We start from the raw sequence: 21,101 nt of genomic DNA, 5'->3' as shown, positions 1-21,101 counted from the left end.
GACCAAGGCTTCGCCAGCGTGTCGGTCGCGTCTCGAGCCGGAGGTCTGACCGGGATGGGCGAATTCGTTCGACTCTTTGAGATGGGACCGCGCGACGGTCTGCAAAACGAGAAGCGTCTCGTGCCGACCGCCGAAAAGACGCGCCTTGTTGACATGCTGTCGGATTGCGGTTTCCGCAAGATCGAGGCGACTTCATTCGTCTCGCCGAAGTGGGTGCCCCAGATGGCGGATGCGGCCCAAGTCATGGCTTGCATCCGCCGCGCGCCCGACGTCACCTACGCTGCCCTTGTTCCCAACCTAAAGGGCTACCACGCGGCACGAGCGGCGAAAGCCGATGAGGTCGCGGTCTTCGCGTCGGCGTCTGAAACCTTTAGCCGGAGGAACATCAACTGCTCTATCGCTGAGAGCCTCGAGCGTTTCCGCCCCGTGCTTGCTGCTGCTGCCGCCGATGACATTCCGGTGCGAGGTTATGTATCCTGCGTCACCGACTGCCCCTACGAAGGGCCGATGCCACCGGCTGCCGCCGCGAGCGTTGCAGGCGAACTCCTTGCGATGGGCTGCTATGAGATTTCGTTGGGCGACACGATCGGCGACGGGACACCTGCAACCATCGCGGATATGCTCGATGCCGTGTTGCAAGAGGTTCCGGCCGACAGGCTTGCGGGACATTTCCATGACACGAAGGGCCACGCCCTCGACAACATTCTAGCGAGCCTGGAAAAAGGCCTGCGCACCTTTGACGCCGCGGTCGGTGGCCTCGGCGGCTGCCCTTTTGCCCCCGGTGCTAAGGGCAATGCCGATACGCTCGCCGTGGCCGCCATATTCGCAGCCAGGGGTTATGAAACGGGGCTTGACCTGGAGCGCCTAGAGGAGGCGGCGGGCTTCGCGGGCCGCCTGAGAGAGGAGCGGCCATGAACTTCGATACTATCCGCGTCACAACTGACGAGATCGGCGTCGCTACGCTGACCCTCGCCCGCCCGGACAAGCACAACGCCATGTCGGGACAGATGATCGCGGAGCTCGCGGCCGCTGCCGAGCTGCTCGCCAATGACGATAAGGTGCGAGCGGTGGTACTGACGGGCGATGGTGATAGCTTCTGTGCCGGGGCCGATCTCGCCTGGATGCGGACACAGGCCTCTGCCGCGCGCAACGAGCGAATCGCTGAGGCCAGGAAGCTGGCGCAGGTTCTTCGCGCACTCAACGAACTGCCCAAGCCACTGGTCGGTCGCGTTAACGGACAGGCGTTCGGCGGTGGTCTCGGTCTGATCAGCGTCTGCGATGTCGCAGTCGCCGTCGACACCGCGAAATTCGGGTTCACCGAGGTGCGGCTCGGTCTCATCCCTGCGACCATCTCTCCATATGTGCTAGCTCGAATGGGAGAGGGACGGGCGCGACGAGTCTTCATGTCGGCCAGAATATTCAACGCCAATGAAGCCTGCGAGCTCGGACTGATTTCTCGCGCCGTGCCGCCGGCCGATTTGGATGCGATGGTCGAAGGCGAGGTTCGGCACTATTGCTCGGCCTCGCCACAGGCGGTCGCCGCCGCCAAAGCGCTTGCACGTCGTCTCGGGCCGGCAATCGATGACGCGATCATTGGCGAGACGGTCGCTCTTCTAGCTGATACGTGGGAAACGAGTGACGCGTCCGAAGGTATCGGAGCCTTCTTCGATCGTCGAAGGCCACGTTGGCAGGCGTGAAGCTGGTAGGAAGCCGTTCGTCGGACGCCGCTCGAACAGGCAGGGGCGACAAAACGCAAATTGCCGACCAGCTGCAGGCGAATTTCGACTAGGTCGCCCATATGAAGAGCTCCAGTCTTTGCCGTCGCGCGAGTAATGACGATCGGATCGACATTTTTCTAGTCGCGTTTCCAAATACTGTGGTTGCGTAAGACCGTATGTTCACCTCTGCCAGCGAGGTGGCTCGCCCGCCCTACACTGCGCGTCCGAGGGCTACTGGAGCGCGGGATCGTCGGCCACAAAGGTGTTTCCTGCCGGTGATGGTGATAGCGAACTCGTCCAGGTGCTAGACATCGTTTCGGCTGGGCAGCTTGCGGAGCAAGCGGGGAGCGTAGCGGACCGAACTTGTTGCCCCACCGGCGGAACGCCATCGACCAGGATGGCTATGTACTCAACGAGAACGTCCAGAACCGCCGACCTCGCTCAAAACGCGCTCCGCTCTCGCTACACATGCGGGTTTCGGAAAAGTCCGGACAGGCTTTCCGGTAATATCCGGCCGAGACGGAGCAAGCAAGACGAACGACAGTGACGAATATCCGGACGATCCTGCGCCTGACCCATGAGGAGGGTCTTTCGGTGCGCGAGATTGCCGAGCGGCTTACGATCGGCAAGCCCAGGCCGCCGTGCCCCGAAACCGCGCACTTCATCGAGCATGAGGCCTACAAAGACATCTCCCTCTCCACTACGTCACCCATTATGACCCGCAGTGATCGGCGCCGCGCGGACGTCACGTTAAGGTCGTGAGCCCGAAGATATCCGGCGTGGCGCGCGGTTAGTCCCACAACCTTTGACCGAGGCTATCTAGCTGAGCGGCGGTCGGATGAAACCAACGCCGTTCTCAATCTCGATCTGGGTCTCAAATGGCTTCGAGAGCTTCCGCAGGCGCTCGAGGATGGTCACTGCCAGCGCAGGGGAAGCGAGGCGCGGGACTCCCCGGTTGGCAAACCGCATCGAGCGACGGAGCTCAATCGGAATCAACTTCAATTCAGCAAGCTGGTTCTGCTCAAAGCGGCTGACGGCAACAAGGCTCTCATAAAATTCTTGGCCAGATTGGGGCCCGACTAATCCTTCTGCCGTCGGGTATCCTTTTGCCACCTCGTCGACCGTCACCTCGGCGTCCGTATCGACCCGCGGATCCTTGCCATAAACCTCATACATGTCAGCGCCTACTGGGGTCCGCAGGTCCTGACAGAAAAAATTCCCGAGGCTGTAAAAAATAGGTCGTCCTTTGTAGATCTCGATGCCTCGCAATACATGCGGTCCGTGCACGATATATGCGTCCGCTCCTGCATCAATAAGATTGCGGGCAAAAGATTGTTCGTAGTCAGCTGGCTCCAAGCTCCATTCTCCCGGTTCGTGTCCGTGGTTCGTGGCGATGCAGAAGTCGGAGAACTGTTTACCCTGACGAACGTTTCGCAGGATGTTGGCGACATCAAGCGGATTAGGTTCGAAGCTGTAGTGAGCTTTGTTACCTGCTTTGTAAGTGACGCCGCCGAGTACCACCCGGCTTGGATCCATCACGGCGGGTTTGTCGCCTGGCAGCATTTCGCGCACCTGTCTCAAGATCTCGAGCATCTCCGGCGGAACTATGATGCTCTTCGTGAGACGAAGAGGGTTGAGACCTGGTCTGCCGTGTGCCTCGCCTGCCGGATCGCATGCCCGAGCCATGCGTCCGAACGTCGAGGCAAATGATATCATCGCCACACGCCCGCGAGGCGTGTCCAGCAAGCGGGCGGCTCCGGCTTGTGCGAGATTCTCGCCTGCGCCCGCATGGATAATTCCGCTTTTGTTAAGCGCGCGGCTCGTCTCACGCATGCCTTCAACGCCCCAGTCGAGCGTATGGTTGTTTGCACGACTGACCATGTTGAAGCCCATGGCCCTCAAGTCAGATCCCAGCTCCGGGTGGCTGATGCAATAGGCCCCGCCATACTCCGCCTGCGGGCATCCTTTGGATTGAACATCCAAGATGTTGGTTTCCAAGTTGCCGAAAGTAACGTCGGGCCCCTGAAATATCTTGAGAACATCGGCCAAGCCCGGATAATGGCCGTTAGTTACGGGCCGCGCGTAGAGAAGGTCGCCAACTGCAGCGATTGTAAAGCCGTCTTCGACGTTTGTGGCAATTGAACCGATGGTATCAAAGCCTCCATCCTGATGGGTTCGATGGTGTAAGTTCTGGTGCGACTCTCTCGCCATGATCCCCTGCTTTTCACAATGCGATTTTGGCTATCGCCGTATTTGCGTTTTTCGGATGCCTAGAACGCCGAACCGTGTGGCTCTACCACTGGTGCGAGTCGAGCGCTGCCCACCATATCCGGCTGTGCCGGAATGCGCGCGGCCGGAGCGCGCACATGACACGCGACGACGTGACCGTCTGCCATCGGCACCAAAGGTGGGACCTCGATGCGGCAACGTTCGACTGCAAGCGGGCAGCGCGGGTGAAATGCGCATCCGGTCGGCGGATTGATCGGGCTCGGCACCTCGCCTTCGACTACGGGTACCTCCAGCCGAACCCGCGTCGGATCCGGCACCGGTGCTGACGCAATCAGCGCCTCGGTGTAGGGATGGACGGGTTTGGCGAATAGCGCCACGCTTGTGGCCAGTTCCACGATCCGCCCAAGATACATGACGGCAACGCGATGCGCGATATGCTCCACGACGCCCAAGTCATGCGAGATAAAGACGAAGGCGATGCCCATCTGCTGCTGGAGATCCAGAAGCAGATTCAGGATCTGTGCCTGCACGGAGACGTCAAGGGCTGAGACCGCTTCGTCGGCGATGATGAGCGAGGGGTTGAGGGATAGGGCGCGAGCAATGCCGAGCCGCTGGCGCTGACCCCCAGACAATTCGGACGGGACCCTGTGCATCATCTCAGGCGACATTCCGACTTTTCGCAGAAGGTCCCCGGCAAGTGCCTGACGCTGCTTGCGGCTGAGACGCTCAAAGTTCTCGACAGGCTCCGTAATGATTTGCCCGGCAGTAAGGCGCGGGTTCAGCGACGAGTAAGGATCCTGGAAGACCATCTGCATCCGACGGCGCCAGGCGTGAAGCGCGTCCTTCTTGAGACCCGCGATATCGGTTCCGTCGATCAGAACGCGCCCACTAGTCGGTTCGACGAGCCGCATCAGGAGCCGCGCCACGGTGGACTTGCCGCAGCCGGATTCACCGACGATGCAAAGCGTCTCGCCCGCCTCGACGGAAAAGGATACATCCTCCACCGCCCGGATCACCGGAATGCTTTTCTTGAAGATACCTGAACCAAGCGGATAATGCTTGGTCAGATTCTCGACTTTCAGCAAAGGATCGTTCATCCGCCCATCACCTCTTCGGCGCGCCAGCAAGCTGCGGCGTGACTCGACCCGACATCACGCAGGATGGGCGTCTTGTCGCGGCAAATGTCGATAGCGAACGGGCAGCGAGGCGCAAAGCTGCACCCGACAATGGGCTCGCGCAGACTTGGGACAATGCCGGGAATTTCTGGAAGGCGGCGCTGACGGCCGCGCCGCCGGTCAGGCACCGATCGCATGAGGCCCTGCGTGTAGGGGTGGGCAGGCCGCGCAAACAGATCTATCACGCTCGCTTGCTCAACGATCCGGCCGGCATACATAACGATTACGCGTTGGCATGTCTCGGCCACAACCCCCAGGTCATGCGTGATGAACATCACGGCCGTTCCCGTGCGCTCCTTCAGATCGACGATGAGCCGCAGGATCTGTGCCTGGATGGTGACATCGAGCGCCGTCGTCGGCTCATCGGCGATCAACAGTTCCGGTGAGCAGGCAAGAGCCATGGCGATCATGGCGCGCTGACGCATGCCTCCTGACATTTCATGGGGATAGTTGTTGACGCGACGCTCGGGGTCCGCGATGCGGACGAGACGAAGCATCTCTTCGGCCTTCGCCATGGCAACGGACCGCGAGGCCTTGGTGTGGATCTGCACCGCTTCGGCGATCTGGTGGCCGACCGTATACACGGGGTTCAGGCTCGTCATCGGCTCCTGGAAGATCATGGCGATCTGGTCGCCGCGGATCTTTCGCATTTCCCGATCGGACAGCTCAAGCAGGTCGGATCCGTGAAAGCGGACCTCGCCACCGACAGTCCTGGCGGTCAACTTCGGCAGCAGGCGAAGGATCGAGAGGGCGGTAACGCTCTTTCCGCATCCCGATTCGCCGACCACGCCAAGCGTTTCGCCTTTTTTCACCTGGAAGCTAATGCCGCCCAGGGCACGGGTGACGCTTTCTTCGCCGTAAAAGTGCGTCTCAAGATCGCGAACGTCGAGAAGCACATCATCCTCTGCAGATTCTCGCATCAGCATGTCAACGCCTCCGCTTTGAGCGGGGATCGAACATGTCACGCAAACCATCCCCAAGCAGATTGACGGCAAAGACGGTGACGGCAAGGCAGATGCCCGGGGCGAAGATCGTCAACGGGGCGATGGCGAGATACAGGCGCGAACTGGCGATCATGTTGCCCCAACTCGGAATCTCGGGCGGCACGCCCACTCCGAGAAAGCTCAGCCCTGCCTCCGTCAGGATCGCGCTGGCGCAGACAGTAGCGCCCTGCACCATCAGCGCCGGAACGGTGCTCGGCAGGATATGCCGCCACAGCACCTTGGGCAAGCGCGCCCCGCCGCAGACCGCGGCCTCCACGTAGGGACGCTCGCGAACACCCAGAACCACCGAACGAACCAACCGTGCGACGGCTGGCGTCTCGGGGATGGCAATCGCAACGATGAGGATGCCGATTCCGGGCCCTGTCAGAGAAATGAGCGCAATAGCCAGCAGAATCGTCGGAATCGACATCAGGCCGTCCATGACCCGCATGACGACATTGTCGAAGCTGCGGCTGTAACCTGCGATGACACCGATCAGGAGCCCGACCACGGCCGCGCTCGCCGCCGACAGCAGCCCCACCAGGAGCGAGATGCGGGCACCGAAGATCGTTCGCGCAAACACGTCGCGGCCCAGATTGTCGCTCCCGAACCACATCTCGGCGGAAGGCGGCTGGAGACGCTTGAACGGATCCATGTTTGCCGGATCGCCGGCGTAAAATGGGGCAGCGAGCGCCAGAATGATCAGGAGCGCCAACAGGCCGCCGCCGACTAGGACCAACGGGTGCCGCCTTGCCAGACGCGGAACATCGGATAACTGCAGCCGACCCATCGGCACGGCTTCAACTTGTGCGGAGATGAGGGTCATATCAGTACCGGATACGGGGATCAATCAGCGTGTAGGCTAGATCGACAGTGAGGTTGATAAGGACGTATAAACCCGAAGTCAGGATGAGCACGCTCTGGATTATAGGATAGTCGCGATTGTTGATCGCATCGACGACCAGACGCCCGATACCCGGAATATTGAACACCGTTTCAGTGAGGACGACGCCGCCGATCAGATAGGCGAAGCTTATGCCGATGACCGTCAGGATCGGGACGCCAGCATTCTTCAAGGCATGGTGGAAAAGCATGGCATAGGACGAAGCGCCCTTGGCGGCGGCCGTTCGCATATAGTCTTCCGACAGGACCTCGAGCATGCTCGCCCGCGTAACCCGGGCAATGAATGCAATGTAGGCAAGACTAAGAGCCACGGTGGGAAGGATCAGATGCACAAACCAAGGCCCGGGGCCGCCATTGATCGGCGCATATCCCTGGACCGGTAGCCAGTGCTGCCTGATGGCGAAGAAATATATCAAGAAATAGCCGATGACAAAGACCGGGACGGAATAACCGAGTGCCGAAAAGGCCGCGAGGAGGCGGTCAACGAGCCCACCGGTTCGCCACGCGGCAAGGATGCCGAAGGAGACCCCGACCGTCACTGCAAGGATCATCGTCAGGCTCGACAGAGAAAGCGTAGGTTCCAGCCGCTGCGAGATGAGATCGAGAACCGGTCGTCCGGCAAAGATCGAATTGCCGAAATCACCACCAAGCATGTCGCGCACCCAGCGTATGAATTGAACTGGCAGAGGATCGTTCAGGCCCAGCTTTTCCCGAATGCCGGCGATCATCTCCGCCGTGGCCGACTTGCCGGCCATGATTGCCGCCGGGTCTCCGGGCGCCAACCTGAGAAGCAGGAAAACAAAGATCCCGACCATCGCCATGACGGCGATGGTCGAAACCATTCTACGCAGGATGTACGCTACCATTAAGCGGAGGCTTTCTGCATGTTCCACATCGGGAAAAATATCACCGGTACCTCGATGAGGCCAGTTAGCGTCTTGCGACGCGCAATTGGGCTCACAATCTGGCCTAGTCTGACATCGCCGACGAAATCCCACCAAACACGTTGCATGTGGCGGGCCAAGGCCTTCCGTTCCTCGAGGGTCGCCACATCCGGCCACTTGGCTCGAAGTGCTTCATACTCGTCGCTCTTAGGCCATCCGAACCAGGCCTTTTCCCCGCTAGCATTGGGAAAGACGGCGGAAATCGGATCGCCTTGAACGTAGTCAGGATCGTCCGTGATGAAAATGCTCCAGCCGCCGTTCTCAACCGGACCTTTGTTGCCCCGGCGAGCGACAATCCCGCCCCAGTCGCTCGGTGCAAGTTCGGCATTGATACCGATCTTTTGCAGCATGGTCGCCAAAAGTTGGGATGCGGCATGGGCTTGCGCCCAGCTCGTCGGATCGAGGATGACGACCTTTTCGCCGGCGTATCCCGCCTCCTTGAACAGTTGCTTGGCCTTTTCCGGGTCGCCGCCTTTCTTGAACCAGCCAGTGTTTTCGTCGTTGGAATAAGGCGTGCTGTTCCCGAAAATCGAAGTGACGGGACGGCCGAACCTCGGATCGGGAGCCATAACGCGCAAAAATGCTTCCTGATCGATGAGGTGAAGAATGGCTTGACGTGCCTTCACGTTATCGAAGGGTTTCTGTAGATGATTCATGCGCAGACACAGGTCGTTGCCCGACTTATTTAGAACTTGCAGCGCGAGACTAGGATCGCTCTCAATTACAGAGAAAAGATCAGCAGGCGGATTTATTTGTAGATCGACCTCACCTGCCTGCAACGCCGCTAATGCGGTCTGCTGATCGGCGATATTGTTCCAAATGACGCGATCGACCTTGACGATCTTCCCGCCGGCGAGTCCGTCAGACGGCTCGCCACGCGGTACGTACTTTTCATTTCTCTCATAGGTGAAGCTCGCGCCTGGCTTGGCAAGGGCTTCATTAAACTTGAACGGTCCCGACCCAATGTTCGTGGTCACTTGCTCGGTTGCGGGGCGGCCCGCATCCTTTTCACGCATAATGAACGGAACTGGAGCAGCGAGTCCCCCCAGCATATCAATCAATATTCCTAGAGGTTCCTTGAGTGCAATCGTGAAGCTCTTGTCGTCCTTGTTCGAAATATCCTGGGCCCGCTCCATGAGCAGTTGTCCGCCGGTAGCTGCCTGTCCCCAGCGGCGGATCGAGGCCACGCAGTCGGCCGCGGTGACAGGCGTACCATCGTGCCAGCTCAGTCCATCGCGAAGCTCAAAGGTATAGGTCTTCTTATCGTCAGAAACGCCCCATTTCGCTACCATTTGCGGCTGAGGCTTCAGCCCAGAGTCCAGCGCGAACAGGGTATCGTAGATGGCAAGGCCATGAGCTTGGGTGGGGTCAGTCGTCGTAAAGATCGGATCGAAAACGGTGAGATCACCCGTGGCAAAACGGACTGTTAGCGCGTCGCTTCGGGTTGTTTGCGCCCGCAGGATCGACGGGCTTGATAAGGCCGCTCCGGCAGCCATGCTCATTTTAATGAGGTTGCGTCGAGAAATTGCCATGTTCCTGTTCCCCTTTCGAGTTCTAGGCGCGATTGAGTCGCGCGGTTTTTGAGCTTGGCGGGCGCCATCAGCCAAGGATTTCTTGTCGTTTTCAACAAGCGACTGATCGATGGAGCAGTTGGATTGGTAGCACCGGGCCAAGCACAATTTTCGCCAAAATGCAGCGACTGCTGAAATAGAGACCCCACAGAGCGGCGGGATATGAAATATCTCGGGCTCTTTGGCGCGGAAGCTTATCTTCCGGCGCAGACGGTGGGCGATGAAGGTGTCGCGGAGATCACGCTTCCGGCCAGGCTGCCAGGTTCTTGCCCACAAGGAAGGCCGATGCCACAACGGATTTCTTCTGCGTCGATTGTATTCGCCTTCCACAAGCACAGCGTCGAAGCCCGTTGCGGTGATGACATCGGCATAGGCTGTCGGAGTCTGGTAACCGAGTGAGGAATGAAGGCCTTGCGGTTTTGAACAACGCGGCGACGGAATACCCACGGAACCAGCCCGGAGCGCGAGCTTCCGCGCTGGGCACCCTGGCAAAACTGCTCCACGACACGAGGGGTGTATCGGAATCGCCGGAGATGGGCGCAGCATTGGGCTGTCACGCGTATCGGGGAGATGTCCATGCCGCGCCCAGCCCCCGATATACAGTTCGATCTGTTCTCGAAGCCGAACGGCGCCGACACGGTGCAGACGCCGCAATGCCAGGCGCTGCCGGCCGACGCGCCCCGACAGTGACGAAGCTGATGCTTGGAAACGTCGACGGCGAGGGTGCCGCAATACGGCAGGGTGCGGATCATGATGCATGAGAAGATTGGGCCGCATCATCTGGAGCGCAAAGGGTGTTATGAAACAGGATTGAAGTCCTCTCGCCATCCGGCAATGCTGCTACTGGCATCGTCCAGGCCGAAGAACAGGCACATGCACCTTTACGGGAGTACCACACTATCCTATTCGATCTGTGTGGCACACAGGCCATCCGAAGTGGTCTCCGTCGCAGCTCGACAGTTGGGCTACCCCTTGGCCGGGACGATCTTGAGCCAAAATGGCCTTGCCCCCATGGATGTAACAATGCGGCGACAGACATGATCGAAAATATTCCTTCCCCCCCGCGGGGTCCAAAATATGAGCCTTGCGCGCCATAAACGCGCTCAGCCATATTCAACATCAGATGGCCCCCAATTCCCTGCCTACCTGCCTAAAGGCCTCCACCGCCCGGTCGATATCCTCGGTCGAATGCGCGGCCGACATTTGCGTGCGGATGCGCGCCTGGCCTTTCGGCACCACGGGGAAGGAAAAACCGATTACATAGATGCCGAGCTTCAGCATGCGGGTTGCCATCTCCTGCGCTGATGCCGCGTCGCCCAGCATCACCGGGATGATCGGGTGGTCGGCGCCGGCCAGCGTAAAGCCGAGCTGGCCCATTTTCGACCGGAAACGCTCTGCATTGCCAAATAGGCGCCGACGCAACTCGTCGCCATCGGCAATCAGCTCCAATACCTTAAGCGAGGCAGCGGCGATCGCCGGCATGAGCGTGTTGGAGAACAGATAGGGGCGCGAGCGCTGTCGCAGCCAGTCCACCACCTGTCTCTTGCCGCTGGTATAGCCGCCAGAGGCGCCGCCGAGCGCCTTGCCAAGCGTTCCCGTGATGATGTCCACCCTGCCCTCGACGCCACAATGCTCGGCCGAACCGCGGCCGTTTTTGCCGACGAAGCCCACTGCGTGGCTATCGTCGACCATCACCATGGCATTGTATTTTTCCGCCAGATCGCAGATGCCCCGAAGGTTGGCGATGATGCCGTCCATGGAGAACACGCCGTCGCTGGCGATCAGCTTGAAGCGGCTGCCTTCCGCCTTCTTCAATTCTTCTTCCAACGCCGTCATGTCGTTGTTGGCGTAGCGGAATCGCTTTGCCTTTGACAGCCGCACGCCGTCGATGATTGAGGCATGGTTGAGCGCATCGGAAATGACGGCGTCCTCTTCGGAAAGCAGCGTCTCGAACAGCCCGCCATTGGCGTCAAAACACGAGCCGTAGAGGATCGTCTCCTCCATGCCGAGGAAGGACGAGATCCGCGTCTCGAGCTGCTTGTGCTCCTCCTGCGTGCCGCAGATGAAGCGCACCGAAGCCATACCGTAACCGTAGCGATCGAGCGCGACCTTGGCTGCCTCGCGAAGTTCCTCGCTGTCGGCAAGGCCGAGATAGTTGTTACCGCAGAAATTCAACACTCTCTGACCGGCAACCTGGATTTCGGCGGACTGCATCGAGGTGATCACCCGTTCGGACTTGTAGAGTCCCGCGGACTTCAAAACAGCCAGTTCCGCCGACAAATGGGCAATGAATGCATTCTTCATCGGCACCTCCGCAGGAATGGTATGGAAGACGGCCTACGCAACCGACATGCTCAACTCGAGTTGTAACCGCTTCGTCGCGAAAGTAGCCAGCGCCGCGGTCGTCATAACCAACAGAGATTTGTGACCACGAGCAAACCGGCAGCACTCAGGAAAAAGCGACGCTCCAGTCACCTTTTCAGGTATGCATCCTGGTACCGCAACATTCGCCGCACCATCGCGAAGCGAGCGCCTAGCTGATGGCGAAGCGGTGCAAGGAGGTATGTGGGTCGCAAGCCAAATCGAGGAGGACAACCGCCGAACGGCCCACTTCATCCGGGAGCAGTGAGAGCTCCGCGAACGAGTCCGCCAAGCTGCTGCGCGTGGCTTCTGATCACGGATAAATAATAGCAGTCGACCATGCGGGATCATCGTGCTTTTGCCAGTAGAGATCAATCAGTCGGCGGGTGATGGGTCCGACCCGCCCGTTAGAGATCGCGCCATCGTCGATGCGCGTCACAGGCATAATGCCGCCGGCAGTCGAGGTGATGAACACCTCGTCAGCCGCTTTGATCTCAGCACGGCTGATATCAACAGCCTTGGCCGACAGCCCAATCTCGGCGCAAAGATCGAACACAGTTCGGCGTGTGATGCCAGGTAACACCCCAAAAGCGGGTGTCCTCAAGAGACCGTCTTTAACAACGAACACATTGAAGCCAGGGCCCTCCGCGATGTGCCCGTTGGTATCCAGAATCAGTGCCGTTTCCGCTCCGGTGTCATAGGCGTCAAACAGGCCCATCACGAGATCGAGCCAATGATAGTTCTTGATCGCGGGATCGATCGATTTGGGCGGAATGCGAACAGTCTCGCTGATCGCGACGTGCAAGCCTCTTTCCTGCTGTTCCTTGTTGGCGACCGATCCAAATGGGACAGCAAACGCGATGAAGCGGTTCTCAGCCTGGCGGGGATCGCGGCTGAAGGTCGGCGAGGAACCGCGCGTGCAAATCATCTCTACGTACGCCGACTTGTGGCCCGATAGAACGACGCAATCTTCAAGGATCGAAGCGATTTTTTCGCGATCGTAGGGAAGCTTCATTCGCAGCCGTTCAATGCCCCCAAAAAAACGGTCAAGATGCAAATCCAACCGGAAGAACCTGCCATTCCAGACATGCACCGTGTCGTAGGTTGCGTCGGAATGCAGGAAACCCCAATCAAGTACGGAGATCTTGGCCTCGGACATCGGCAGGTATTGCCCGTCCATGAACGCAATCCCGTGCGGATAGCTCCGTCGATCGACGTAATGCGCGTCGATAGCTGGAAGCGCAGATGAAAGCTGTGTCATAGCGGGCGCCATTCTTCTTTCTTTAAACTGGTATACTTTGCTTTCCCCACGTCGAAGGGTTGGCTACTCACGCCGTCCTGTCGCAGGATCGATTGTATCCCTCTAGATTGCACAATTGATTAGGCGAAAAAGCTCAATTTGATGCTGGACGCGCAATGGTGGTTTCAAAAAACCGCTTAGATTGACGGTTTAACCGCGACCCACCCGACACTACGTCATAACCCGAGGTTCGAACTTGACACGATCAAGCGAAATCATGCTCCGGAATTTTCGGACATTGGGGTTAGTGTATAGCTTCGTCTTGACGAAAACGTCAAAGGCTTCGACGTCCTCAACGGCGACAATCAGCACAAAATCGGCGTCGCCCGTAACCATGTAGCACTGGGTAACCTCTTTGGCCGCGCGCATCGCGCGCTTGAATTCATCGACAAGGTCAAGACGCTCACGATCAAGCTCTACCGTGACCACAACGGTAAGCGATTTGCCAAGAGCCTTGGGATCCACCAGCGAGATGTCCGCAACAATCACGCCATCCTCACGCAGCTTGTTCACTCGTCGCATGCACGACGCAGCCGAAGAACCAACCAATTCCGCCAGTTCGGCAAAGGAAAGCCGATTGTTCTTCTGTAGAGCCGTCAGGATCCTTCGATCTAGGTCATCCATGGAATCATGTCTGCAGTGATTGCAATTTCAATTATCGTCGTGAGCTGCGCCACATTCATTGCATTTTGCCCTAAAGATTGAAATGCGAAAATCAATATCCACTTGCAGGTGGCGAAAATCAACTGCCGTCCACAGGACCCGTCAAGGGAGCCCACGGCACCGCAAAGCCCCCCGTTAAAATGAGCACACTTGAGAATGCGAACGGCCAGACCCTGCTCCTTCAGACGTCGCGCCAGCAGTGGCCAGAGGGTCACCCTCGAGTTAGAACACTTAGACTGGAGCAGCCAGAGTGGATCAGGCGACGCGCATCGTTCCGCTGAGTGCGTCGCGCTCGTCTGGCGCGGCGTGCACGCGCCATTCGATGCGATCAGGGAAAAGCGCGAAGACGCCCGTAGCGAGGGTATGGATGTTGTCGTCGCATTTCCGGTCTGTGTCGCGGTAGATCGGGGCGCTCTCTTCGAAGAGCACCGCCTCCGCGCCACCCACGAGCGCACCTTCCGCAATCATCCGGTCTGCCGTTTCCTGCCGGTTACGAGATGACTGGGTAATCGTCTGCTCCAGCCCGTCGAATTCACTGAAGAGCAGGTGGTTGGCATGGGCTCGGGGCGAAGCGACCTCTCGACCAGCAAAACCGGAGGCGGGCGCCTCGACCGAGAGGAGCCGGCGTGTCTTCGCCTCGCCGAGATTGTGATGGAAGCCACTCGCGCGGTCCTTGCGCTTCAGGATGCCTACCGCTTCGTCAAGACTTCTCGCATCGAGGATCGCGCGGCAGATGATCTGCCGAGGCACGCCAGGCTGAAGATCGTGGGCGCTGATATTGTTGACGGTCTGGACGATCCCAGCCTCGTTCAGTCCGAACGTGTGCCCCTGCACCATGCCGGGGTACATGAAGCAACTCCATGCCGGGCCCTCATCCGGCTCGACTTCGACCCAGAGACAGGCGCCGAGAATTTCTGCCGCGCCGTCGTCATTGTGGGCAATAATCGCCGGGCCATCACCTTCCCCGGGGATCATGAGCGAGGTGCAGCCTGTGGCAGCGAGAGCTTTCGTTGCCGGGGAGATGCCTTCGGGTAGACGTAGGTCGCCACGGCAGTTCCAAAGGAAGACGTCTTCAAAATCCTGCCCTGCACCCTGGGCGATCCCCTCGATCTCGCGCACATAGCGCGGATACGCGGCGCGCGCCGCGGATTCCAATGTCTTCAGATAGTCGGATCCGCGCCAGCGTGCGTTCAGCGCCCGATAATATTCTGTGCGCAGGACCCCTTCGCTGAAGCCGGACGCGCTGGCCCGCCCGAGCGCGAAGCCTATGGAGAAGGCATCGCCCTTGGCGCGTACACGGGTGATAGTATTTCTGGACATGCGGGGCCTCTGTTTCATTGTGGAGTGCTGTCAAGATAGGATGACCAGCCCGAGGGCAGACTCGCACCAAAGGCGGCGGCAAGCACGAGCAAGGCCGCGGCGAAACCCGCGCTTCCAGGAGGCCGAATCGGGACATCGGTTTTCATGTTGTGGCTCGCCGATTTTGAGAAAGCGGCAGGCCTCTCAATTCTCTAGTCGAATGATCTCGCCGGGAGACCACATCCCAACATTAATCCGTGGTGAAGGGGCGCTTGCGCCAAAATTGCGTCGGCTGCTGAAATGCGTGCCGCAAAAACGGGCGTAGTGTGAAATATCGTCGGCCTCTGCGCGATGCAGCAGCGTTCCACCGGGATGCGGTCCAAGAACGCGTTGCGGGATGGCACGATGCAGCCGCTCGACGCTGCGTTGAGCCCGACCAATAAGACAGCGGCTCGGCCGCAGTCCGTCGAGGTGACGTGATCCAACGCCGCCAGCCAACGGGCCTTGCCGCCGCATTCTCGAAGCGCAGTGTTGAGGCACCATCCTGCTTCTCAGCATCCAGATGACCGCCTGCGCACCTGACGGCGACGCTCAAGGGCTTAGCCTTCGTCCTTTGCCCTAGAGAGTGCGGCTTCAATCAGTGGCGTTGACTGGCGAGGGCGAGTTAATCGCATTCATATTCATCGTTTGCTCTTGGCTGGATCGGTTGAGGCTCGCCTTTAACTCCCGCCTCCTGGCATGCAGCACTGGCTCCGTATACCCGCTCGCCTGCTTGCGCCCCTTGAAGATCAGATCCCTCGCCGCAGCGAACGCGATAGAAGTGTCGAAGTCCGATGCCATCGGCCGGTAGAGCGGGTCGCCGGCGTTCTGCTGATCGACGACCGCAGCCATGCGCTTCAAGGTCTCCATTACCTGGTCGCGCGCGCAAACCCCGTGATGCAGCCAGTTCGCGATGTGTTGCGAAGAAATACGCAGTGTGGCGCGGTCCTCCATCAGCGCGACGTCGTCGATGTCGGGCACCTTGGAGCAGCCGACGCCCTGGTCGATCCAGCGCACAACATAGCCGAGGATGCCCTGGCAGTTGTTGTCGAGCTCCTTCTGCATATCTTCCGGTGCCCAATTGGGCCGCACCGCTACCGGGATGGAAAGGATATTGTCCAGACTGGCGTGCGGACGGCTCTTCAGGCTCTCCTGCACCGCATGTACATCGACGCGGTGATAGTGCGTGGCGTGGAGAGTCGCCGCCGTCGGCGACGGCACCCACGCCGTGTTGGCGCCAGCCTTCGGATGCCCGATCTTCTGCTCCAGCATGGCCGCCATCAGGTCGGGCATCGCCCACATGCCCTTGCCGATTTGAGCGCGCCCCGAGAGCCCGCAGGCCAGGCCGACGTCCACATTCCAGTTCTCGTAGGCCGCGATCCAGGTCGACTGCTTCATGTCGCCCTTGCGGATCATCGGCCCCGCTTCCATGGAAGTGTGGATCTCGTCGCCGGTACGGTCCAGGAAGCCGGTGTTGATGAACACCACGCGTTCGCGGGCGGCGCGGATGCACTCCTTGAGGTTCACCGTGGTGCGCCGCTCCTCGTCCATGATACCCATTTTTAGCGTGTTGGCCGCAAGCCCAAGCGCCAGCTCGACACGGCGGAAGAGCTCGACCGCGAAGGCGACCTCCTCGGGTCCGTGCATCTTCGGCTTCACGATATAGACTGAGCCCGCTGGCGAATTTGCCCGCCGGCCATTCAGTCCAACATCGTGCAGCGCGATCATCGCCGTGATCATGGCATCCATGATGCCTTCCGGCACCTCATTGCCGTCGCGGTCGAGGATCGCCGGACTGGTCATCACGTGCCCGACATTTCTCACAAGCATCAGCGCGCGGGCGCGCAGGCGAAAGATTGATCCGTCGGGCGCGATGAACTCTCTGTCGGGGTTGAGGCTGCGTACAAAGGTCTTCCCTCCCTTGGAAATCTCCTCCAACAGGTCGCCGTTCATCAGGCCCAGCCAGTTTCGATAAACCATCATCTTGTCCTCGGCGTCGACAGCCGCGACCGAGTCCTCGCAATCCATGATCGTTGTGATCGCCGATTCCAGCCAGACGTCCGAAATATCGGCAACGTCCGACTGGCCGATGGCAGACGTCGGGTCGATCCGCACCTCGATATGGATGCCGTTGTTGCGCAGCAGGAAGTGCGTGGGCTTATGCGGCGCGCCGAGATAGCCGGCAAACTGATCCGGCCGCTTCAGGCCGATCATGCCGCCATGCGCGGTCTTGATGCGCAGCACCGCTTGCTCGACGGAAAAGCTGCGGGCGTCGCTCCAGCTTGCTCCGGCGAGCGGCACGGCATCGTCCAGCAGCTTGCGCGCCCAGCCGATGACCCGCTCGCCGCGCGCGGGATTGTAGCGCGGCCCGCGCTCGGCGCCTTGCGCCTCTGAAACGGCGTCGGTGCCGTAGAGCGCATCGTAGAGCGAGCCCCATCGCGCATTGGCCGCGTTCAGGGCGTAGCGCGCGTTCATCACCGGCACAACGAGCTGCGGTCCGGCAATCGTGGCGATCTCCGGGTCCACATTGGCTGTGGCGACTCGGAAGTCCGGTCCTTCCTTCACGAGATAACCGATCTCCTCGAGGATAGCCTTGTAGGATTGCAGATCGGCATGGGAGCCGTGGCGGCGATGCCACTTGTCTATGGCCTCTTGGATCTCGTCGCGCTTGCGCAGCAATGCCCGGTTTGTGGGTGCAAGATCGTGCACGATGGCCGAAAAGACCGCCCAAAATTCCGACTTTCGGATGCCGGTTCCCGGCAGCGCCTCGTCCACCACGAAGTCGTAGAGGTTCCTGTCGATCTTCAGCCCCGCGGCTTCGATGCGGCCGGCGTTTAACTGCTGAATGTCCACCTTATCCTCCCTTATGCCGCCAGATGATCGAGGACAGGAAGATCCTTTGCGACGGTCTCAGCCAACATGGCTGATGTCGCGGCAGATAGTGTCCAGCCAAGGTGCCCGTGCCCGGTGTTATAGTAGACGCCCGGTGCCTTACCTTTGCCGACACGCGGCATCATGTTCGGCATCATTGGACGGAGGCCAGCCCACGGCACGATGCGGTTCGTGTTGACGCCCGGGAACAGCTGCCGCGTCCAGTCTACCAGAGGCCTTACGCGGTCTTCCCTTATGTCACGGTTCTGGCCATTGAACTCCGCGGTCCCGGCCACTCGGAAGCGCGCTTCACCAAGCCGGCTGGTGACGATTTTGGCACGGTCATCGAGAATGCTCACCCAAGGAGCGGCTTCCTGGGCCGCGTTGTCTTCCAGTTGGACCGTGATTGAGTAGCCCTTGACGGGATAAATGTTGAGGCGATCCCCCAACATCGCCGCGAAGTCACGGCTATTCGAGCCCGCGCAAACGACGATCGCGTCGGCCTCGATAACCTGAGCCGGGGAAGCATGGTTAGAGTAGGTCAGCCTGAACCGGCCGCGTCGCTCAATCTTTGTCACCGACGCGTCATAGTGAAAACTTCCACCACGCCGTTCGCACGCGCGGGCTAACCCGGTGGTGTACTTGTGGATGTCGCCTGTTGAGTCCGAAGGTGTGTAGAACCCCCCATAGAAAGCGCCCCGCAATGACGGCTCTATGGAAGCGATCTCGCTCACTGTGACCGGCCGCCTGTCCAGGCCTCCTTCGACGAGGAGTTGATTGACTTTCGTAGCGTGGTCGAAGCCCGTCTTATCCCAATAGACATGAAGGATTCCCCGGCGAACGTGATCGAAATCGATACCCTCACGCTCAGCGATCTCAAACATGTGCCTGCGCGCCGCTATCGCCAGCCGGGTGGTAGCGACAGTGTTCTCGCGATACTTGGCGATATGGGATACAAATTCCGCAAGCCAGCTATATTTGTGCCATGTCGGCGCGGGGTTCATGAGGAGTGGCGCGTCGCGCCTTGCCATCCACTTGATGCCCTTTAAGATCGTCGACCAGTGGTTCCAGACTTCCGCATTGCTCGCCGACAGCTGGCCGCCGTTTGCAAATGAGGTCTCCATTGCGGCATAGCGCTGACGCTCTAGCGCTGTGACCTCATACCCCTGTTCCAATAGGGCATAGGCTGTCGACACGCCGGTAATGCCGGCACCAATCACAACAATCTTAGGCATTTCAGTCTCCAGACAGGACAACGGGTTCGGGTCAGTCGGTCCGTGTTTCCTTCCCCAAATCTATTCCCTGTAGAGAGTTAACCGGGGCGGCCCGGCTTTCCCTTCGGTGGACGCTGACGGCGTCTCTCTCCAGATTGTTCGGCAGGACGGTCGCTTGTACCTGAGTGTTTCCTTGGGGTTTGCTCCTGGGGTGTCGGCAGCGTGCCGATCTCTCCCGTACTGCAATATTGAACGGTTCCGTTTATAGCTCTGTCCAACGATAGTTGCCGCCCAGCTGTCCCTCATTCGTGAAACAGGTCCATCTTTTTTGACGGCGCGCTGAAACGCGCGAACCAAGGATGCCCCTTTTTCTTCAGCAACAACAAAAGGGGTCACTCGAGCACCTCATGAAAGCACATTTGATAACTCGAGCCACGGGAATGGGGCGTTTCTGCTCCGCTTCTATCGAGCTCAACAACATTCGCTGGCAATGGGTGTAGTGTGCGGAGTAATGGTGATCTTTGTCTGTCCACGCCAGCCTGCGTATTGCTGCTTATGCACGCTGGCCGAAGAACTGCGTGGCCAGCGGCCGGGCGGTCGCCACTATGAACGGGATATTCGAGACCGTGTTTGCCGTTGCCGGCGTAAGCGTCTTGGCTAGCCTGCTCCAAAACTCGGAGTTCGTGCAGTTCTTATGACGCCGGCGAAGCGTTGCGAGTCGCCGTATCTGACGGCGCTCGCGCCATAGGTGAGCCAGTGGGCCAGGCTACGGATAGTTGTTCCGAGCGCTGGCGCGCATGACTCTGCTACGCTACGCTTTCGCAGCGGCAATCACGTGCTGCGGCTCTAGAGTGATACGAGGGGCTACTGTCGAGCTCCGCACACTTGTAGAGATGGAAGGTCTCTGCCCTAATCCATTGTTTGCCTTCGTCCAGCGAGCACGCCGGTGTCCAACAACCTCGGTGCGCCGAATCCGACATTCTTCGTCTGAGAAAAATGGGGGCGTCCGACTCGAGAGCTTATTCGCAATGGCACGCGTGGTGATTCTTCAAGCTGACTGCCTGGATAGCAACCGTAGGCAACGCTGCCGGAAAACCCGCGCATAGTGGTCGGCCCTGACGCCCGCTCTGCTCGCCGCGGCGTATCTTGGACGGTGTCAACCCACCATAGAGTTCGACCGTATGGACTCGGAGATGCCGAACACTGTGTCCACGCCACGCTTCGAGCAGGGATCTTGGTGCCTCGCCCATCGCGAGATTGCTGGCGACCTGTTGGGTTGCCATCGATGGTGTTCCGCGCTGCTGAAAGCTAAGCAGAAACTGCTTTGTTCACTCTACGGGAAGTCGCACCAGGACCTGGCCGTCTTCCACCTTCGTCTTGAACACGGTGATTGGGCAGTCAGCCGGGCCTTGAACCACTTCCCCGGAGGTGATCTCAAATTGAGCACCATGCAAAGGGCACTCGATGAGAGTCCCTTCCAGCCAGCCGTCGGAAAGGAGAGCGTATGCGTGTGAACAAACGTTATCGGTCACGTGTACTTTGCCGCCGATCAAATAGATGGCAATTCGGTTGTCGTCGATTTCGAAGGGGGTTACAGTCTCCTCTTGAAGGTCGGAAAGAGGGCAAAGAGTTATCCATTTATAAGTCTGCGGTGCCGTATCTATTTTATTTGCTACTGTTGTCACAGGTAACTCCGATTGTCACGATTAGCCAGTTGCGAGGTAAATATCGGACGGATCGACTTCTTCGGCTCGGCTCAAGATATCCGGCGATATAGGCCTGCCAGCCTTGGCGTCTCGCCGGAGCTGCATCATGTCACGACCGGGGTTGA

At 59.4% G+C, this 21,101-nt stretch carries 16 protein-coding genes and 1 riboswitch; of the genes, 3 read left to right on the top strand and 13 right to left on the bottom strand.

Annotated elements, in window-relative coordinates; translation table 11 throughout:
• The first annotated feature begins 54 nt into the window (after window positions 1-54).
• From NKH90_RS29640 to NKH90_RS29630, 3 genes are all read left to right on the top strand, one after another.
• Window positions 55-915 carry a hydroxymethylglutaryl-CoA lyase gene (locus NKH90_RS29640; protein WP_352822634.1) on the top strand — a complete coding sequence of 287 codons (861 nt, stop codon included), beginning with the start codon at window positions 55-57 and terminating at the stop codon, window positions 913-915.
• Window positions 912-1,697 carry a crotonase/enoyl-CoA hydratase family protein gene (locus NKH90_RS29635; RefSeq protein WP_352822632.1) on the top strand — a complete coding sequence of 262 codons (786 nt, stop codon included), beginning with the start codon at window positions 912-914 and terminating at the stop codon, window positions 1,695-1,697. The genes NKH90_RS29640 and NKH90_RS29635 overlap by 4 nt, the downstream gene beginning before the upstream one ends.
• 564 nt (window positions 1,698-2,261) lie before the next feature.
• Window positions 2,262-2,480 (top strand): hypothetical protein, encoded by a 219-nt coding sequence (locus NKH90_RS29630; protein WP_352822666.1) that lies wholly within the window; start codon window positions 2,262-2,264, stop codon window positions 2,478-2,480.
• 57 nt (window positions 2,481-2,537) lie between these two features.
• Here the strand turns inward: NKH90_RS29630 and NKH90_RS29625 are convergent, their stop codons facing one another.
• From NKH90_RS29625 to NKH90_RS29565, 13 genes are all read right to left on the bottom strand, one after another.
• Window positions 2,538-3,929 carry a CapA family protein gene (locus NKH90_RS29625; protein ID WP_352822630.1) on the bottom strand — a complete coding sequence of 464 codons (1,392 nt, stop codon included), beginning with the start codon at window positions 3,927-3,929 and terminating at the stop codon, window positions 2,538-2,540.
• A 59-nt stretch (window positions 3,930-3,988) separates the two neighbouring features.
• A complete protein-coding gene (locus tag NKH90_RS29620; protein ID WP_352822657.1) occupies window positions 3,989-5,044 on the bottom strand; it encodes an ABC transporter ATP-binding protein in 1,056 nt (351 codons plus the stop codon).
• Window positions 5,041-6,042 carry an ABC transporter ATP-binding protein gene (locus NKH90_RS29615; protein WP_502898887.1) on the bottom strand — a complete coding sequence of 334 codons (1,002 nt, stop codon included), beginning with the start codon at window positions 6,040-6,042 and terminating at the stop codon, window positions 5,041-5,043. The genes NKH90_RS29620 and NKH90_RS29615 overlap by 4 nt, the downstream gene beginning before the upstream one ends.
• 7 nt (window positions 6,043-6,049) lie before the next feature.
• Window positions 6,050-6,931, bottom strand: coding sequence for an ABC transporter permease (locus tag NKH90_RS29610; protein WP_352822625.1), 882 nt, complete (start codon window positions 6,929-6,931; stop codon window positions 6,050-6,052).
• Window position 6,932: 1 nt separating this feature from the next.
• On the bottom strand, window positions 6,933-7,874 hold the full coding sequence (locus NKH90_RS29605) for an ABC transporter permease (protein ID WP_352822622.1): 942 nt from the start codon (window positions 7,872-7,874) through the stop codon (window positions 6,933-6,935).
• Entirely contained in the window at window positions 7,874-9,484 is a 1,611-nt protein-coding gene (locus NKH90_RS29600; protein ID WP_352822654.1) for an ABC transporter substrate-binding protein, read from the bottom strand. The genes NKH90_RS29605 and NKH90_RS29600 overlap by 1 nt, the downstream gene beginning before the upstream one ends.
• 1,158 nt (window positions 9,485-10,642) lie before the next feature.
• Window positions 10,643-11,827, bottom strand: a complete 1,185-nt coding sequence (locus NKH90_RS29595) for a glycine C-acetyltransferase (RefSeq protein ID WP_352822619.1) — start codon at window positions 11,825-11,827, stop codon at window positions 10,643-10,645.
• A 370-nt stretch (window positions 11,828-12,197) separates the two neighbouring features.
• Window positions 12,198-13,145 (bottom strand): aminotransferase class IV, encoded by a 948-nt coding sequence (locus tag NKH90_RS29590; protein WP_352822617.1) that lies wholly within the window; start codon window positions 13,143-13,145, stop codon window positions 12,198-12,200.
• A 210-nt stretch (window positions 13,146-13,355) separates the two neighbouring features.
• Window positions 13,356-13,808, bottom strand: coding sequence for an Lrp/AsnC family transcriptional regulator (locus tag NKH90_RS29585; protein WP_352761709.1), 453 nt, complete (start codon window positions 13,806-13,808; stop codon window positions 13,356-13,358).
• Between the two features lie 294 nt (window positions 13,809-14,102).
• On the bottom strand, window positions 14,103-15,167 hold the full coding sequence (locus NKH90_RS29580) for a C45 family autoproteolytic acyltransferase/hydrolase (RefSeq protein WP_352761708.1): 1,065 nt from the start codon (window positions 15,165-15,167) through the stop codon (window positions 14,103-14,105).
• A gap of 612 nt (window positions 15,168-15,779) precedes the next feature.
• Window positions 15,780-18,038 (bottom strand): malate synthase G, encoded by a 2,259-nt coding sequence (locus NKH90_RS29575; protein ID WP_352822613.1) that lies wholly within the window; start codon window positions 18,036-18,038, stop codon window positions 15,780-15,782.
• An 11-nt stretch (window positions 18,039-18,049) separates the two neighbouring features.
• Entirely contained in the window at window positions 18,050-19,291 is a 1,242-nt protein-coding gene (locus NKH90_RS29570; protein ID WP_352761706.1) for a D-amino acid dehydrogenase, read from the bottom strand.
• A gap of 137 nt (window positions 19,292-19,428) precedes the next feature.
• Window positions 19,429-19,518: riboswitch (glycine riboswitch) on the bottom strand.
• A 1,080-nt stretch (window positions 19,519-20,598) separates the two neighbouring features.
• Window positions 20,599-20,955, bottom strand: coding sequence for a non-heme iron oxygenase ferredoxin subunit (locus NKH90_RS29565; protein ID WP_352822611.1), 357 nt, complete (start codon window positions 20,953-20,955; stop codon window positions 20,599-20,601).
• Window positions 20,956-21,101 lie beyond the last annotated feature (146 nt).

Origin of the sequence: Mesorhizobium sp. M0898 (assembly GCF_040319695.1) — a bacterium.
Lineage (GTDB): Bacteria > Pseudomonadota > Alphaproteobacteria > Rhizobiales > Rhizobiaceae > Mesorhizobium.
Note: the sequence above shows the minus strand (reverse complement) of the source record. Positions and strands in the feature narration are given on the sequence as shown.